The sequence below is a fragment of the Curtobacterium sp. PhB128 genome (assembly GCF_004340725.1).
GTDB lineage: Bacteria > Actinomycetota > Actinomycetes > Actinomycetales > Microbacteriaceae > Curtobacterium.
The window spans coordinates 1-16,087 of sequence record NZ_SLUR01000005.1 but is presented as its reverse complement, the minus strand read 5'-3'; the positions used below and the strand labels follow the sequence as shown (position 1 = coordinate 16,087).

The following is a 16,087-nucleotide window of genomic DNA, read 5'->3' as shown; positions in this document are numbered from 1 at the left end:
CAGCTGGGCACCGCGCCTCCCGTCCGTCGTCCGCGACCGTCTAGAGCACGGGGGTCGCCGCTGCGTAGGTGAGCGGTCCGTCGACGCGCGCGACGTCGTGCCACGCACCGTCGGCGAGGGACGCCTCCGCCGCCTCGACGATGGACGCAGCAGCCAGCCCGTCGGCGACCGACGGGGCGAGCTGCTCCCCGCGGCGGACACTCGCGATGAACTGAGCGGCCTCGATCGTCTTCAGGTCGTCGTACCCCATGGCCGTGCCGGCGCCGGGCTGGAAGCGCTCGAACTCGCCGTCACCCGCGGCGACGTAGTGCGTGGCGTAGCCGTCCACCTCTTGCCCGTCGAGGTACACCTCGAGCTCGTTGAGACGCTGGAAGTCCCACCGCACCGACCCCCTGGTGCCGTAGATCTCGAGCGTGTACTCGGCGTGCGGCCCCCGCATGACGCGGCTCGAGTCCATGGTGCCGACGGCGCCGTCCTCGAAGCGGAAGAGCAGGGCTGCGTAGTCCTCGTTCTCGACGCGGCCGAGGTCGCCGGTGGCGGCGGCGCTCCGGTCGACGATGCCCGCGGCCGGCTTCGGGCGCTCCTGGATGAAGGTCTCGGCGAGCGCGCTCACACTGGCGATCCGACCGACGACGTACTGCGCCAGGTCGAGGCCGTGCGACAGCAGGTCACCGAGCACACCCGAACCGGCACGCTCACGCTCGAAGCGCCAGGTCAGCGGCGCCGCGGGGTCGGACGAGTAGTCGGCGAGCAGCGACCCGCGCACGTTCGTGATCCGACCGAGGCGGCCGCTGCGGACGAGTTCGCGGGCCCGCTCGATCGCTGGGGCGTGCCGGTAGTTGAACCCGACGCTCGTGATGACGCCCGCGCGCTGGACGGCCTCGTGGATCTGCCGGGAGTCGCTGGCGTAGCGGCCCATCGGCTTCTCGATCCAGAACGGCTTGCCGGCCTCGGCAGCGGCGACCGCCATCTCGCGGTGCAGGAAGTTCGGCGAGCAGATCGACACGACGTCGACGGCTGGGTCCGCGAGGACCTCGTGGTAGTCGGCGACCGCCCGCTCGTAGCCCAGGCGGGTGACGGCCTGGTCACGTGCGGCCTCGATCGGGTCCGCGGCGACGACGAGCCGGGGCTGCACGCCGAGCTCCGGGAAGTGGTCCGGCAGGGCGCGGTAGGCGCGGGAGTGCAGCCGCCCCATCCAGCCGACTGAGATGAGGCCGACACCGATGCTGTCCATGGGAACTCCTTCGTTCGTGGGCGCCGATTGGAGCGCGCCAACCATCGTACGGGATCGCTCGTGGATTGTCAGTACAAAGACCGTGAGCAGAAGACGTCGGGTCACCTGGGGCGACCCGACGTCTTCTGCTCACGAAGTGGCTCGGCTCAGTTCGGCGGGAAGATGATGTCCCGCACCAGGGCGTCGAGCTGCGCGTCGGCGTCGAGGAACTGGCGCAGCGTCGTCACCGTGGCACCGAACCGGTCGAACTCGTCGATCGTCATGCCGTCGACGTCGTACCCGCGCGCGAACTCGGGCGTCGCCGCGCGCAGGGCCGCGATGACGTCGGCCGGTACCTCGTCGTGGATGGCGTCCGGACGGAACGGGAACGCGTTCGCGTTGATGTCCTTCGTCCACTGGAACGGCGGCGAGACGACGAGGTCCCCGCCCTGGAACTCCGACCACTGCAAGGCGTTCCGGAAGGCGGCGACGAGCACGCGCGACCGGAAGCCACGCTCCTGGAACACCCGGTAGGCGTTCTTCACCGCGGCGACGCCGGCCCACTCGAGGATGCCGGGGTCGACCATGACGTGGTCCCGCTTGACGACGGTCTTCAGCCAGTCGTCGAACCGGCCGGCCATCAGCGTGACGACGTGGCCGAACTCCTGGTCGGGCAGCCCGTCGGCGGCACGACGGTCGAGCGCACGCTCGATGGCCTCACCGACGGCGACGACCTGCGGCACCGTGAACGACACCGTCGCGTTGATCGAGACCCCGCGGTAGGCGGCCTCCTCGATCGCGGCGATGCCGACCTTGGTGGCGGGGATCTTCACGATGATGTTCGGGGCGAGCTGCGAGAACCGCACGGCCTGCTCGACCAGGGCGTCGGCGTCGCGGTGGAACCGCGGGTCGGTCTGCATCGACAGGCGACCGTTGCGGCCGCCGGACGCCTCGAACGCGGGCAGCAGCTGCTCGGCCGCCGCGATGGAGAGCTCCTCGACGGCCTTCCAACCGATCCAGGACTCCCCCGCGGTCGGGTGCTCCGCGGCGATCTCGCGGATGCGCGGCACCCAGGTCTCCGGGTCCTGCTTGATGCAGGTGTACGCGATCACCGGGTTGCAGGTCGCCCCGACGGCGCCGTACTCGTGGATCGCGGTGGACAGTTCGCGCGGGTCGGCGGAGTCGTTCCACAGGGCGGTCACGGTCTGCGACGCGGCCTGCAGCGTGACGGGTCGGACGTCGGCGTCGGTGGTCGCCGGTGACGAGAGGGTGTCGGTCATCGTGTGAGTCCCTTCTTGATCGTGTCGAGCTGGAAGCGCGAGACCTCGTCGGCGTTCTCGTCCTCGGCGAAGACGCTCGACACCGCGACGGTGTCCTCGCGCGCCGTGAAGCCGACCCGGTCGAGGGCGGCCCAGAAGGCGTCGAAGTCGACGTCCGCCTGGCCGACCGGCAGGTGCTGGTGCACGCGGACCGGGTTGCCGGGCGGGTTGGTGATGTAGCGCAGGCCGTGCGACCGGTGGTGGTCGTAGGCGTCGGCGACGTGCACGAGCTGCAGCGAGTCGCCCGCGGCGTCGATGATCTCGTCCATGTTGCCGCCGTAGTGGAACGTGTGGCAGGCGACGTAGACGAAGCCGATGCTCTTCGAGTTCAGCCCGCGGATCACCCGGAGTGCCTCGAGCCCGTCCTCGACGAAGTCGTCGGGGTGCGGGTCGATGAGGACCCGGATGCCGGAGTCCTCGATGATCGGCAGGAGCTCCTCCATCGCCCAGTGGAACTGGTCCTCGGACTCCTCAGCGCGTTCGGGTCGGCCGGAGAACTCCGTGTTGATCGTGTCCACGCCCAGGCGCTTCGTGATCTCGATGACCCGCTTCCACTTCTTGACGGCGGCCTCGCGGGCCTCCTTGTCCGGGCCGGCCCAGCGCAGGACGGGCAGGACCGACGCGACCTGGACCCCGGCCGTCGTGCACGCCGCGGCGAACGCGTCGACGAGGTCGTCGTCGGCCGTGGGGTGCCGGTAGAACGGGATGAAGTCCTCGTGCGGGGTGAGCTGCAGGTACTCGTAGCCGAGGTCGGCCACCTTCTGCGGGAACTCCAGCAGCGACAGGTCGTGGTGGTACGGCGTGGGGTCGAGTGCGATCTTCGGCATCGATCAGGCCGTCTCGTAGAACGCGGGCTTCGCGGTGGCGTACGTGATCGGCTCGTGCGCACCGGACTGCTGCGCACGCACGGCGACCTCGGCGACGACCGACGCCGTGTAGCCGTCCCAGGCGCTCGGACCGTCGATGCCACCGGTGCGCGCGGCGTCGACCCAACGCTGCACCTCTTCGTCGTAGGCAGCACCGAAGCGCTCGACGAACGACGGGGTGACGCCCTGGCCGGAGACGCCCTGCGACACGAGGTTGAGCGAGGTCTCGCGACCGATGTACGCGACACCGGACTCGAACACCGCGTCGGTCGTGACCTGGTAGCCGAACTGGGCGTTCACGTTGATCTCGACGATCGCCATGGTGCCGGACTCGGTGGTGAACAGCACGAACTGCGGCTCGGGCAGGTCGGCCGGGGCGAGCGAGTTCTTCCGGGGCTTCTTGACCTCGACGCTCGTGATCGCCTCGCCCGTGATGAACGGGATGATGTCGATCTCGTGGATCACCGAGTCGTGGATGAGCATCGACTCGCTGAAGTTCGGCGGCGTGGTCGGGTTGCGGTGCGCGTGGTGCAGCGCGAGCAGGGCGCCGTTGGCCCCGGACTCGCGCAGCGCGCGCAGCTCCTGGTAGCCCTTGTCGAAGCGGCGCATGAAGCCGACCTGGATCTTCGGACGGTCGGACGTCGCCTGCTCGAGCTCGACGATCCGCAACGAGTCCTCGGCCGAGGTCGTGAGTGGCTTCTCGCACAGGACGGCGAGACCGCGCTCGATCGCCGGCACCAGGACCGGCTCGTGCAGGAAGCCGGGCGTCGCGACGATGACGGCGTCGATCGGGGTGGCGTCGAGCGCCTCCTCGAACGATGCCGCGGTGATCGCTCCGGGCGCCTTCGCCGCGGCGGCGGTCGCACGGCCGGAGTCGGGGTCGACGATGGCGACGACGTCGGCGCCGGCGATGGTCGAGGTGATGCGACGGATGTGGTCGCTGCCCATGGCGCCCGCGCCGACGACGGCGACGCGGAGGTTGTCAGTGGTGCTCATGGCGGTGCTCCTGGGGTAGATGACGCTGCGTGGACGGCTGCCGGGGCCGGTCAGGACACGCGGGCGGCGGACGTGGAACCGAAGATGTGCTGGAAGGTGCGCTCGGCGATCGGGCCGGGGGCATCGACCGAGCAGCCGTACATGTCCTGCTCGACGATGCCGAAGACGTCCGGGTTGATCTTCGCGACGGCCTCGATGATCGGGGCGAGCTCCGGGGTGCCGTGCGGCGGCTCGGTCATGATCCCCTGCGACACGGCGGTGGCGAACGGGACGTCGTTCTTCAGCACGTCGAAGAGCAGGTCGGTGTCCACCTGCTTGAGGTGCAGGTACCCGATGCGCTCCGGGTGCGCGGCGATGAGCTTGAGGTTGTCGCCGCCGTAGTACGCGAAGTGGCCGGTGTCGAGGCAGAGGTTCGTGTACGCCGGATCAGTCTCCGACAGGAACCGCACGGTCTCCTTGTAGGTGCCGACGTGGCTGTCCGCGTGGGTGTGGAACTGCTGGTGGACGCCGTACTCCTCGAGCAGCGCCTTGCCGAGCTGGTCGTGCCCCTTGCCGAGGCGGTCCCACTGCTCGTCGGTCAGGGTGCGCGACTCGAGGACCTCCTCCGTGGCGTCCGAGCGCCACAGGTCCGGGATCGTCACGAGGTGCTGGGCGCCGAGCTTCGCTGCCAGACCCGCGACCGCCACGGCCTGGTCCCAGGCACGCTGGAACTGGTCCTCGCCCTTGTGGAACCCGGTGAACACCGTTCCGGCGGACAGCTTCAGCCCGCGCGACTCGAGCTCGTCCGACAGCTGCGACGGGTCGGTCGGCAGGTAGCCGTACGGTCCGAGCTCGATCCACTCGTACCCGGCTGCGGCCGCTTCGTCGAGGAAGCGCTTCCACGGCACCTGGTTCGGGTCGTCGGGGAACCAGACGCCCCACGAGTCGGGGGCGGTGCCGATCCGGATGGCGTCGGTGGCGGTGGCGGTGTCGGTCATGACGTCGTCGTCTGCTTTCTGGGTGTGGTGCGTGTGGTGGACGGTGGTGCTTAGCCGAGCAGCGGGCGCTGTGCGGCGACCTGCTGCTCGTACTCGGCGCGGGCGGTCTGCGTGCTCGACAGCGTCGAGGTCTGTGCCACCGGCACGTCCCACCAGCCGTCGCCCTCGGGGCCGTAGACCAGCGGGTCCGAGTTGATGTGCACGAGGGTGGTGTGGTCGTTCGCCTTCGCCTGGCGCACCGCGGCCTTGAGGTCCTCGATGCTGTCCGGGCCGGGCTGGACCTCGATCACGTCGACGCCGTACGACCGCGCGTTCGCCGCGAGGTCGACCGGCAGCGGGTCGCCGTTGTCGAACGACTGCGTCTCGTCCAGGTAGCGGTACTTCGTGCCGTAGCGCTCGGACCCGACGGTCTCGGACAGGTGCCCGATCGACGCGTACCCGTGGTTCTGGATGAGCACGACGATGATCTTGATGCCCTCGGCCACGGCGGTGACGAGCTCGGTGTGCAGCATGAGGTAGCTGCCGTCGCCGACCATGACGATCGCGTCGCGGTCCGGGGCTCCACGACGGACGCCGATGCCGCCGGCGATCTCGTAGCCCATGCACGAGAACGCGTACTCGACGTGGTAGCCGAGGGCGTCCTGCACGCGCCAGAGCTTGTGCAGGTCGCCGGGCAGCGAGCCGGCCGCCTGGATGACGACGTCGCGCGGGTCGGACACCGACTGCACGGCGCCGATGATCTCCGGCTGACCGGGCAGGTCGGCGCCGGACGGCGCGAACGCGCCGTCGACGGCTGCGTCCCACGCCGCCTTCAGCGACGCGATCTCCGCAGCGTAGGCGGCGTCGACGACGAACGCGGGCTCTGCGGGTGACGACCCGGACGACGCGAGCGCCGCGGTCAACGCGACCAGGGCCTCCCGGGCATCCGCGATCAGCGGCAGCTGCGAACCGTGCTTGTAGGCGTCGAACGCGGCCACGTTGACGTTCACGAACGTGACGTCCGGGTTCTGGAACGCGGTCCGCGACGCGGTCGTGAAGTCGCTGTAGCGCGTGCCGATCCCGATCACGACGTCCGCCTGCGCGGCGACCGCGTTCGCGGCGGCCGTGCCGGTCGCGCCGATGCCACCGAGGTACTGCGGGTGGTCCCAGACGAGCGAGCCGCCGCCGGCCTGCGAGGTGCCGACCGGGATGCCGGTGGCCTCGACGAAGGCCGCGAGCTCGCGCTCCGCGCCGGAGTACAGCACGCCGCCGCCCGCGACGATCACCGGACGCTGCGCGCCCCGGATCGCGGCAACGGCACGCGCCAGCGGCCCGTGCTCGGGCAGCGGACGACGGATGTGCCACTCGCGCGGCTGCAGGAACGCGACGGGGACGTCGAACTCCTCGGCCTGCACGTCCTCGGGCAGGGCGATGGTCACGGCACCGGTCTCGGCCGGGTCGGTGAGCACGCGCATCGCGGCGAGGGCGATCGAGAACAGCTGCTCGGGGCGCTCGACGCGGTCGAAGTAGCGCGACAGCGGACGGAACGCGTCCGTCACCTGGATCGAGGTGTCGTGCGGCAGCTCGATCTGCTGGAGCACCGGGTCGGTGGTCCGCGTCGCGAACGTGTCCGACGGCAGCAGCAGTGCGGGCAGCCGGTTCGTCGTCGCGAGCGCGGCAGCGGTGAGCATGTTCGCGGCGCCCGGGCCGACCGACGCCGTCGCGGCGAAGGTCGCACGGCGGCGGTGCATGCGGGCGAAGCCGACGGCCTCGTGCACCATCGCCTGCTCGTTGCGGGCCTGGTGGTACGGCAGCAGGCCGGGCTGTTCGACGTGGAGCTGCTTGATGGCCTGTCCGACGCCGGCGACGTTGCCGTGCCCGAAGATGCCGAAGATCCCCGGGATGGTGCGTTCGCGGACGTCGCCGTCGACGGTCCACTGGTTGGCCAGGAACTCGACGAGTGCCTGGCCGACGGTCATCCGGCGCGTGTTGGTGGTCACGCGTGCTTCCTTTCGTAGGGCAGGCGCGGGTCGAGCTGCTCGCTCGCCCAGGCCTGGCGGACCCAGCCGTGCGCCGGGTCGTCGGTGATGTTCCAGACGCGCTCCGGGTCGGGCCCGGCCATCACGTTGAGGTAGTACATGTCGTAGCCGGGGGCGGCGACGGCGGGACCGTGCCAGCCGTGGGGCACCAGCGCGACGTCGCCGGTGCGAACCTGACGGAACTCGTCGATCGGACGGTCGTCCGAGGCGTACGTCCGGTGCAGCGCGAAGGGGTCGGCGGTGGCCGGAGCCGAGACACCCTGGGCCACCGCGGACTCGTAGTAGTAGATCTCCTCGAGGTTCGACTCCTCGCCCGGCACGTTCGTGTCGTGCTTGTGCGGCGGGTACGACGACCAGTTGCCGGCCGGCGTGATCACCTCGCACACGATGAACTTGTCCGCGTCGAGGGCCGCCGGGGTGCCGAAGTTGTGCACCTGCCGGCTGGACTGCCCGGCACCGCGGAGCTCCACCGGCACGTCCTGCCGGGCCACGTACGTGGTCGGCTTGACGGTGTCGGTGGGCGCCTCGGCGACCGCGAACCGGCCGGCGCCGGTGATCGTCGCCGCGGTGCCCGATCCGAGGTACAGGACGTCGGTCGGGCCCTCGAAGACGTTCGCGCGCCCCTGCAGGGCCTGGTCGCCGTCCCCGGCGGCGCCCACGTGGGTCACGTGGAACGACCCGGCGAGCGGCACGACGATGCGCTCCACGGCGTCGGCCGGGAGGCGCAACTCGCGCGTGCCGGTCGGGTCACCGTCCGTCAGGGTGCCGGTCCGGAGCCCGGTGTGCGCCCATCCTGCGATGCGGCCGTCGACGACGTCGGTCCAGCCGGCCTCCGGCCGGCTCCCCTTCGGGATGAACCACTGGTCGTGCTCGTGCTGTTCGTTCGCCATGCTGCGGCTCAGTTGTTCGACGGGAAGCCGAGGTTGATGCCGCCGTGCGACGGGTCGAGCCAGCGGCTCGTGATCGCCTTCTGGCGGGTGAAGAAGCTCACGCCGTCGGCGCCGTACGCCTTGTGGTCACCGAACAGCGAGTTCTTCCAGCCGCCGAACGAGAAGTACGCGACCGGAACGGGAATCGGGACGTTGATGCCGATCATGCCGACCTGCACGTCGCGCTGGAAGCGACGGGCAGCGCCGCCGTCGTTGGTGAAGATGGCGGTCCCGTTGCCGTACGCACCCGAGTTGATGAGCTCGAGGCCCTCTTCGTACGTGGCGACGCGGACGACGCTCAGCACCGGGCCGAAGATCTCCTCGGCGTAGACGCGGCTCGTGGTGGGGACCTGGTCGATCAGCGTCGGGCCCAGCCAGAAGCCGTTCTCGTCGCCGTCGGGTCGGACGGTGCGGCCGTCCACCACAACCACCGCACCGTCCTGCTCTGCGACCTCGATGTACGAGGCGACCTTGTCACGGTGCTGCTTCGTGACGAGCGGGCCCATGTCGCATCCGCGACGACCGTCGCCGATGCGCAGGGTGGCCGCGCGGTCCTTGATCTTCTGGATGAGCTCGTCGGCCACCGGCTCGACGGCGACGACGACCGAGATCGCCATGCAGCGCTCACCGGCGGAGCCGAAGCCCGCGTTGATGGCGTTGTCCGCGACCAGGTCGAGGTCGGCGTCCGGCAGCACCAGCATGTGGTTCTTCGCGCCGCCCAGGGCCTGCACGCGCTTGCCGTGCTTCGTGCCGGTCTCGTAGACGTACTGCGCGATCGGCGTGGAACCGACGAACGAGATCGACTCGACGTCGGGGCTCGTGAGCAGGCCGTCGACGCTCAGCTTGTCGCCGTTGAGGACGTTGAAGACACCGTCGGGGAGACCGGCCTCGGAGAACTTCTCGGCGAGCCAGATGGCGGCGCTCGGGTCCTTCTCGGACGGCTTCAGCACGACGGTGTTGCCCGCGGCGATCGCGATCGGCAGGAACCACAGCGGCACCATCGCCGGGAAGTTGAAGGGGCTGATGATGCCCACGACGCCGAGCGGCTGCCGGATCGAGTACACGTCGATGCCGGTCGAGACCTGGTCGGAGAACTCGCCCTTGAGCAGGCTCGGGATGTTCGTCGCGAGCTCCACGACCTCCTGCCCACGGGCGATCTCACCCAGGGCGTCGTCGATGACCTTGCCGTGCTCGCTCGTGATGATCTCGGCGAGCTCGCCCTTGTCGCGGTTCAGGATCTCGCGGAACGAGAACAGGATCTGCTGGCGCTTGGTGAGCGACAGGTTGCTCCATGCCGGGAACGCCGCCTTGGCGCTCGCGATGGCGGCCTGGATCTCGTCCTCGTTCGCCAGGGCGACCTGCTTCGTCGCGACGCCCAGGGCCGGGTCGTACACGGGGGCGCTGTTGCCCGACGCGGACTCGACGTGCTTGCCGCCGATCCAGTGGCCGACGGTGGTGGTGGCGGTCTCCGTGGTGGTCATGCGTTGCTTCCTTCGAGTGTGGTGGCTTGTTCGTGCGTGGTGCCGGCGTTCGCGGTGCCGGCGCTCCCGGTGTGGACGAGGCCGGCGGCCACGTCGACCGCGGTGGCGACGTCGCCGTCCGGCGGGTAGAGCAGGGTGCGGCCGACGACCAGGCCGCGCACGCCGGGCAGGGCCAGGGCATCAGCCCACTTGGCGTACGTCTCGAGCGGCTTGCTCGACGGGTCGCCACCGAGCAGGAGCGTCGGCAGCGTCGTCGCCGCCATCACCCGCTCCATGTCGTCGACGACCGGGATCTTCAGCCAGCTGTAGGCGCTGGACTCCCCCAGGCCCGCGGCGATCGCCATCGAGGTGATGACGGCGTCGGCGGTCAGGTCGTTCACGACCCGGCCGTCCTGCCACGCGGACATGAACGGCTCGAGCATGATCGGCAGCTGGAGTGCGGCGGCCTCGCTGACGGCGCGGGCCGTGGCCTCGAGCGTCGGGGCCGTGCCCGCGTCCTCGAGGGCGATGCGCACGAGGAGCTTGGCGAAGTCGAGTCCGGAGTCCTTGATGGCCTGCGCCGAGTACGCGGTGTAGCGGTCGTCCATCTCGAACGTCGCGCCGCGCAGCCCGCCGCGGTTCATCGACCCGACGACGACCTTGCCGTCGAGGGCGCCGAGCAGTGCCAGGTCCTCGAGGATGTCGGGCGTCCCGAGCACCCCGTCGACGCCGGGGCGACCGAGCGCCGTGACGAGCCGCTCGAGCAGGTCGTAGCGGTCGGCCATGGCGGACTCGTCGTTCCGGACCGCCAGGGCGCCGCGTGCCGGGTGGTCGGCGGCGACGATGAAGAGCTTGCCGTCGTCGGCGAGCAGGGAGCGCTTGTGCCGAGCGTCGAGCACGGACCGCACCAGTTCGGGCTGTCCGGCGCGGATGTCGCGGAGGCGCTGGAAGTCAGCGGGGCTGATCTCAGGCATGGGTCTTCTCCTCGGTGTTGGTCGCACCCGTGCTCGTGTGGTTCGTGCCGTCGGCGGGGTTGCTGGCGATGAACGACTCGATCTCGTCGCTCGTGGGCATCGCCGTCGAGCACTCGAACCGGGTCGCGACGATGGCGCCGGCGGCGTTGCAGAAGGCGAGGATCCGCTCGAGACCCCAGCCCTGCAGCAGGCCGTGGGTCAGCGCGCCGCCGAAGCCGTCGCCCGAGCCGAGCCCGTTGACGACGTCGATGTGGTGCGGGCGGAACTCGACGAACTCGTCGCGGGTCTTCGCCAGCACGCCCTTGGGGCCCTGCTTGACGATGGCGATCTCGACGCCGCGCTCGAGCAGGGCGTCGGCAGCACGGACCGGGTCGGTCTCACCGACGGCGACCTCGCACTCCTCGCGGTTGCCGACGGCGACCGTGGCGTGTTCGAGGGCGACGGCGACCTCGCGCGTCGCGGCCTCGGGGCTCGACCAGAACATCGAGCGGTAGTCCAGGTCCAAGACGGTGTGGTTCTTCGTGCTGTTCTGCGCGGCTGTGCGCGCTTCGTACGCGACGTGGTGTGCCTGCCGACTCGGCTCCTCGCTCAGGCCGGTCACCGTGGTCCAGAAGATCTTCGCCCGCTCGATCTCGTGCAGCGGCAGCGACTTCGCCGTGATCATCAGGTCCGGCGCCTTCGGGGCACGGTAGAAGTACAGCGGGAAGTCGTCCGGCGGGAAGATCTCGCAGAACGCGACGGGGGTGTTCAGCCCCTCGACCGTCTCGACGAAGGCGTTCGCGACGCCGAACTCCGGCAGGGTGCGGGCGATGTACCGGCCGAAGGGGTCGTTGCCGGTGCGGGTGATGACCGCGGCGTCGGCACCGTGGCGCGCTGCGGCGATGGCGACGTTGGTCGCGCTGCCGCCGACGGACTTCGAGAACGTCGTGACGTCTTCGAGTGGGCCGGTCTGCTGCGGGTAGATGTCGACGCTGACGCGTCCCATCGTGATCACGTCGTAGGCGTGGGGAGCGGGGTTCGTCATGCGACGTGGTGGACCTTCCGTGCGGCTTCATCGGCGGACGTTCACGACTGTACACCGTGTTTGCCCTAATGTCATGACATGGTTTTCGGGGCTGGTCCCGCCGGGCGCGTGGCCGCGTCGGTGTGCCGGGAGGCCCGGCGTCGGTGTGCCGGGAGGCCCGGTGTCGGTGGGTCCTGCCAAGGTCACGACATGCAGATCCTCGCCCTGGTCATCGGTCTCGTGATCGGCATCGCCGTCGGTGCGGTCGTCGCCTGGTCGCTCGCGCGGTCGCGCGCCGGCGTCGACGCCGCCGCGTCGCGCGCGAGCGCCGAGGCGCTCCGCACACGGCTCGACGAGGTCCGGCGCGACGCCGAGGAACGCCTCGACGCGCAGGACGCCCAGTACCGCCGACAGGTCGACTCCCTCGAACGGCGCTCGGCCGAGCTCGAGCACCTCGTGCAGCGCATGCACGGCGCGGACTCGGCCCGGAACCAGAACGAGTCGAAGGTGCTGTCCGCCCTCAGCCCCGTCGCGCAGACCCTCGACGTCATGCGCACGAAGATCGCCGAGCTCGAGCAGTCCCGCAGCGAGCAGTACGGCGCCCTGTCCGCCCAGCTCCGCTCGGCCGCCGAGTCCGAGGAACGCCTGCGCGCCACGGCCGACACCCTGGCCAGCGCCCTGTCGTCGAACAGCACCCGCGGCGTGTGGGGCGAGACGCAGCTGCGCAACGTGGTCGAGGCCGCCGGGTTGCTCGAACGGGTCGACTTCGACGTGCAGTCCTCGGTCACCACCTCGGTCGGCACCGCCCGGCCCGACATGGTCGTGCACCTGCCCGGCGGCAAGACCATCGCCGTCGACGCCAAGGTGCCGTTCAGCGCCTACCTGCAGGCCGCCGAGATCCCGGCGACCGCCACCGGTGCCGAGGGGGCTCGGCGCGACGCGCTCATCGGGCAGCACGTCAAGGCGCTCCGCGCGCACGTCGACGCCCTTGCCGCGCGCGAGTACTGGACCGGGTACGACGCCTCCCCCGAGCTCACCGTCGCCTTCATCCCGTCCGAGTCACTCATCTCGAGCGCCCTCGCCGCCGACCCCGGGCTGCTCGACCACGCCTTCCGCAAGCGCATCGCGCTCGCCTCGCCCGTGACCCTGTGGTCCGTGCTGAAGACCGTGGCGTTCTCGTGGCAGCAGGACGTCGTCTCGCAAGAGGCGCACGAGCTCTTCCGGGTCTCGCGCGAACTCTACGGCCGACTGTCCACGATGGCGGGGCACGTCGACAAGCTCGGGCGTTCCATTCGGGGCTCCGTCGTCGACTACAACCGGTTCGTGGGGTCGCTCGAGCGGCAGGTGCTGCCGAGTGCACGGCGGTTGTCGCTGCTCGACGAGTCGAAGGTGATCGCGGACCCGGCGTCGATCGAGGACGAGCCGCGGTTGCTCACGGCGCCGGAGCTGGTGGGGGCGGTCGACGAGGACTGACCGTCCGCTCGCGGCGTCGATCCGCGCCGGTCACCTCCGTTCGTGCAGCGATCCGGAGCCGTCGCAGCGACGTCTCAATGCCTTCCGATCATTGATTGCGTCTTCCCCGCTCCTCCTTCGCCGCTCGGTCGAGCACTTTGATCAACGGCTTCGGTGCCAGGAACGCTCGCGCCAGCCCCTGAGCGGTGAAGCCGTCTGCACCGACCAGCCGAGCTTTCGCTCCGGCGCTCAGCATGCCCTTCGCGCCCGCCACCGCGTCCTCCACCGCGAGCGGATGTGGATTCGATCGATTCGGTCGTACGGGGAGAGAACGTCGGACGAGCAGCCGGAGCGGAGTCTCTCCAGCTACCGCAGAGTTGAGCGCGCCCGGATCGGCTCGAATTGCCGATTGCATGTCGATGAGCGACCCACGCGACGCGGCCTCGAACACGACTGATGCGTCCGATTCATCGCTCTTGAGCATCCGATCCTGCTGCAGCACGATGATGAGTCCGGCGGGTGCGTCCGCGAGGATCCGAGCGTAGCTCAGCGGGGTCGCGCCCAGGTCGTTGACTGAGTAGGGATCCGCTCCGGCATCGAGCAAGAGATTCACCGGATCGAGTCCGCCGCCGCCCGAGTTCGCCACTGCGAGCTGCAGCGGCGTCGTCCCCCAACGGTCCGGCGCATCCACCTTCACCCCGAGGTCCAGGAGCGCCCGTATCGCATGCACCGCGCCGTGCTGAGCGGCGAAGTGGAGGGGCGTGAGGGCGTCGGTATGAGCGCGGGAGGCTGAGGACCCTTCGAAGCCTTCCGCAGCGATCCTCGCGATCGCCTGCGAATCGTCCGCAATGATCGCATCCCAGAAAGCAGAACTGTCCGTCGCGGTGCTCATAAGATGATGCTGTTCAGCCCTTCCACGTCCTCGCCGGGTCCCGAATCGGCCAACACCACGAGTGAGCATCTCGATCGCATCGACCTCTCATCTCTCCGAGAGGTACCGCGCGGGAACGAACAATGCCAGGGTCACTCGGTCGTGGCCTTCCGAGAACTCGACGCCTTCCCGGTGCGCGCGATCCGCATCGACCCGCAGCAGGACGGGAGCGGGAGACTTGCGTCGACCCGCTTGCATCGCCAGCTCTCGATCAGTCGTCAGATGCGCGTACTGGCGCCCCATGGGCAAGAGACCATCGCGCAGGATCGACTCAGCCGCCGCGGGAGAAGTCGCGTGCCAGAGCACCGGTCGCGGCACTATCGCTGGCTTCACGATGCGCTCGTCGGTCGAGTGGCCGTACTGTGCGCGGATCCGGTCACCCTCCACCGCGAAGCGCTGCTTGTCAGACTCGGCGACGATGCGGCGCAAGTCCTCCACCGTTGCGTCCACGCCCGACCGCGCCAAGGCCCCGGCGAGATCTGCGAGCGGGACGCTCCCGTCGGCGCCGAGCTCCAGCCCGTACGAACCCGGTTCGTGCCGCAACGCATGCGACATCGCCTTGCTGATCGACGTGTCCTTTCGGGGCATGCCTCAGTCCTCTTCCTGCTCCGCGAGCCACACTGCTCGGTGCTCCTCCATTTCCTCCCACCAGACGTCGAACGACGTCCACTGACCCCGGTACTCCGTCCCGGGCGAAGCGAACGTGTGGATGATCAGGACAGGAGGGTTGCCCGAACGGTCGCCACCGTCGAAACAGAACACGTCGTCCGTGTCCTGGTGCTTCGCGAAGGGCACGAGGGAACGGGTCGGATACTGCTCCCCAACGATGTCAGCCCAGTTCTCTGTCTGGCTCTCGTACTCAGACGTCCACATGAAGGGATCGATGTCGGGAAGCGGGTCTTGTGCAAGGGCACGTTGGAAGCGCTCGGGGTACTGGAATCCCTCGGGCGCGATCAAGCGCGCCTCGACTTGCCGTTCCTCGACGGTTGTTAGTCGACGTTCCCTCACTGTGGTGCTCCGGTGAGCTTCGGGAGGTCGTGAGACCCAGCTGGATTCGCTTTCGACCAATTCGTGCCTTGCGACTTCATCCGAACCTCAGCGGCCTCGCCCCACGTTCTGGGCTCGGCGTGGCCACGCTTCGTGAAGCGTTCAACCTCTCTTGCGGTCAACGGTTCGTGGTGTTCGTGTGCGCGCGCCTGCACTAGCGTTTCGGTCTCCCGCGCGGCTCTGATCCGAGTGTTGTCCATGCTGGTGCTCACGCCGTCCGGCATCTCCACCACGTCGACCGGGTCTCCGCGCCAACCGCCGTCGCGCATGCTGTTTGTGATGTCGTCGTAGGTGTACGGCTCACCGGTGGTGCGGTCGATCTTGTTGAAGGAGACAGACTTCTGCGAGAACCGAACAGCACCAGGTTCGAACGGCCGAACGAGTCGCTGCAATGGCGTGAACAGCTTTCCCAGCTTGGACGTCGCACTGAAGGCATTGACCTGCTTCGCGATCACATCACGTCCACGTGCGAATCGACTACCGACGTGCAACAGCGAGGTCGCCCGTCCACCCTTACTCGCCATCCGCATCGCCCGAGCCGTCACCCCTAGGCCACCTGCCAGTGGGACGCAGTCGACGAGGGCCCACGCGAGGTCCCACCCGTCGGCGGTGCCCTTGCTCATCTTGTACAACGTGTCCGCCAGCACCACGAGCGCGATCGCCGCGATGATCAACGTCCACGGCCCAGGGATGATCATCGCGATGATGCCGCCCACGGCGACGACGACCTTCGCGATGGAGACGATGGTCTCCCACGCCTCGGACCCGAAGATCTTGTCCCACGTGGACTGCTTCCCCAGCCCCGCATCGGCCGCTTCACCGATCTTCGTCGCGGTCCGCTGCTCCGCGTCCTGCCAGTCACCCTTCGCATCCGCCACGAGCCGCTTCGCTGCGTCGATCCG

14 protein-coding genes and 1 pseudogene are annotated in these 16,087 nt (G+C 69.5%); 1 reads left to right on the top strand and 14 read right to left on the bottom strand.

Features of this window, described 5'->3' with window-relative positions; all coding sequences use genetic code 11:
- Window positions 1-40: 40 nt before the first annotated feature.
- The 10 genes from EDF23_RS09910 to iolC form a co-directional block, all read right to left on the bottom strand.
- Entirely contained in the window at window positions 41-1,234 is a 1,194-nt protein-coding gene (locus EDF23_RS09910) for a Gfo/Idh/MocA family oxidoreductase (RefSeq protein WP_131921569.1), read from the bottom strand.
- 146 nt (window positions 1,235-1,380) lie between these two features.
- On the bottom strand, window positions 1,381-2,493 hold the full coding sequence (locus EDF23_RS09905; protein WP_123340670.1) for a transaldolase family protein: 1,113 nt from the start codon (window positions 2,491-2,493) through the stop codon (window positions 1,381-1,383).
- Entirely contained in the window at window positions 2,490-3,359 is an 870-nt protein-coding gene (locus tag EDF23_RS09900) for a sugar phosphate isomerase/epimerase family protein (protein ID WP_123294145.1), read from the bottom strand. The genes EDF23_RS09905 and EDF23_RS09900 overlap by 4 nt, the downstream gene beginning before the upstream one ends.
- Window positions 3,360-3,362: 3 nt before the next feature.
- A complete protein-coding gene (locus tag EDF23_RS09895) occupies window positions 3,363-4,394 on the bottom strand; it encodes a Gfo/Idh/MocA family oxidoreductase (RefSeq protein ID WP_131878262.1) in 1,032 nt (343 codons plus the stop codon).
- 50 nt (window positions 4,395-4,444) lie between these two features.
- Window positions 4,445-5,371, bottom strand: a complete 927-nt coding sequence (locus EDF23_RS09890; protein WP_131878260.1) for a sugar phosphate isomerase/epimerase — start codon at window positions 5,369-5,371, stop codon at window positions 4,445-4,447.
- Between the two features lie 50 nt (window positions 5,372-5,421).
- Entirely contained in the window at window positions 5,422-7,329 is a 1,908-nt protein-coding gene (gene iolD, locus EDF23_RS09885; protein ID WP_207895482.1) for a 3D-(3,5/4)-trihydroxycyclohexane-1,2-dione acylhydrolase (decyclizing), read from the bottom strand.
- 17 nt (window positions 7,330-7,346) lie between these two features.
- The gene (gene iolB / locus EDF23_RS09880; protein ID WP_131921567.1) at window positions 7,347-8,279 is read right to left on the bottom strand and encodes a 5-deoxy-glucuronate isomerase; all 933 of its coding nucleotides are present in this window, start codon (window positions 8,277-8,279) and stop codon (window positions 7,347-7,349) included.
- Between the two features lie 8 nt (window positions 8,280-8,287).
- Window positions 8,288-9,799 carry a CoA-acylating methylmalonate-semialdehyde dehydrogenase gene (locus tag EDF23_RS09875; protein WP_207895474.1) on the bottom strand — a complete coding sequence of 504 codons (1,512 nt, stop codon included), beginning with the start codon at window positions 9,797-9,799 and terminating at the stop codon, window positions 8,288-8,290.
- On the bottom strand, window positions 9,796-10,752 hold the full coding sequence (locus EDF23_RS09870; protein WP_200849152.1) for a deoxyribose-phosphate aldolase: 957 nt from the start codon (window positions 10,750-10,752) through the stop codon (window positions 9,796-9,798). Before EDF23_RS09870 ends, EDF23_RS09875 begins: the two co-directional genes overlap by 4 nt.
- On the bottom strand, window positions 10,745-11,776 hold the full coding sequence (gene iolC / locus EDF23_RS09865; RefSeq protein WP_123294149.1) for a 5-dehydro-2-deoxygluconokinase: 1,032 nt from the start codon (window positions 11,774-11,776) through the stop codon (window positions 10,745-10,747). Before iolC ends, EDF23_RS09870 begins: the two co-directional genes overlap by 8 nt.
- A gap of 189 nt (window positions 11,777-11,965) precedes the next feature.
- Between iolC and rmuC the strand changes: the two genes are divergently transcribed.
- Window positions 11,966-13,228: a DNA recombination protein RmuC gene (gene rmuC / locus EDF23_RS09860; RefSeq protein WP_131921566.1), complete on the top strand. Its 1,263-nt coding sequence runs from the start codon at window positions 11,966-11,968 to the stop codon at window positions 13,226-13,228.
- Between the two features lie 88 nt (window positions 13,229-13,316).
- Here rmuC and EDF23_RS09855 read toward each other — a convergent pair whose 3' ends face one another.
- The 4 genes and pseudogenes from EDF23_RS09855 to EDF23_RS19220 all read right to left on the bottom strand — a co-directional run.
- Window positions 13,317-14,099 carry an ankyrin repeat domain-containing protein gene (locus EDF23_RS09855; RefSeq protein WP_165901091.1) on the bottom strand — a complete coding sequence of 261 codons (783 nt, stop codon included), beginning with the start codon at window positions 14,097-14,099 and terminating at the stop codon, window positions 13,317-13,319.
- Window positions 14,100-14,186: 87 nt separating this feature from the next.
- Window positions 14,187-14,726 carry an RNA 2'-phosphotransferase gene (locus tag EDF23_RS09850; protein ID WP_131921565.1) on the bottom strand — a complete coding sequence of 180 codons (540 nt, stop codon included), beginning with the start codon at window positions 14,724-14,726 and terminating at the stop codon, window positions 14,187-14,189.
- 3 nt (window positions 14,727-14,729) lie between these two features.
- Window positions 14,730-15,095, bottom strand: coding sequence for an SMI1/KNR4 family protein (locus EDF23_RS09845; protein ID WP_131878246.1), 366 nt, complete (start codon window positions 15,093-15,095; stop codon window positions 14,730-14,732).
- Window positions 15,096-15,142: 47 nt separating this feature from the next.
- Window positions 15,143-16,087 (bottom strand): annotated as a pseudogene (locus EDF23_RS19220) (hypothetical protein); the annotation flags it as partial.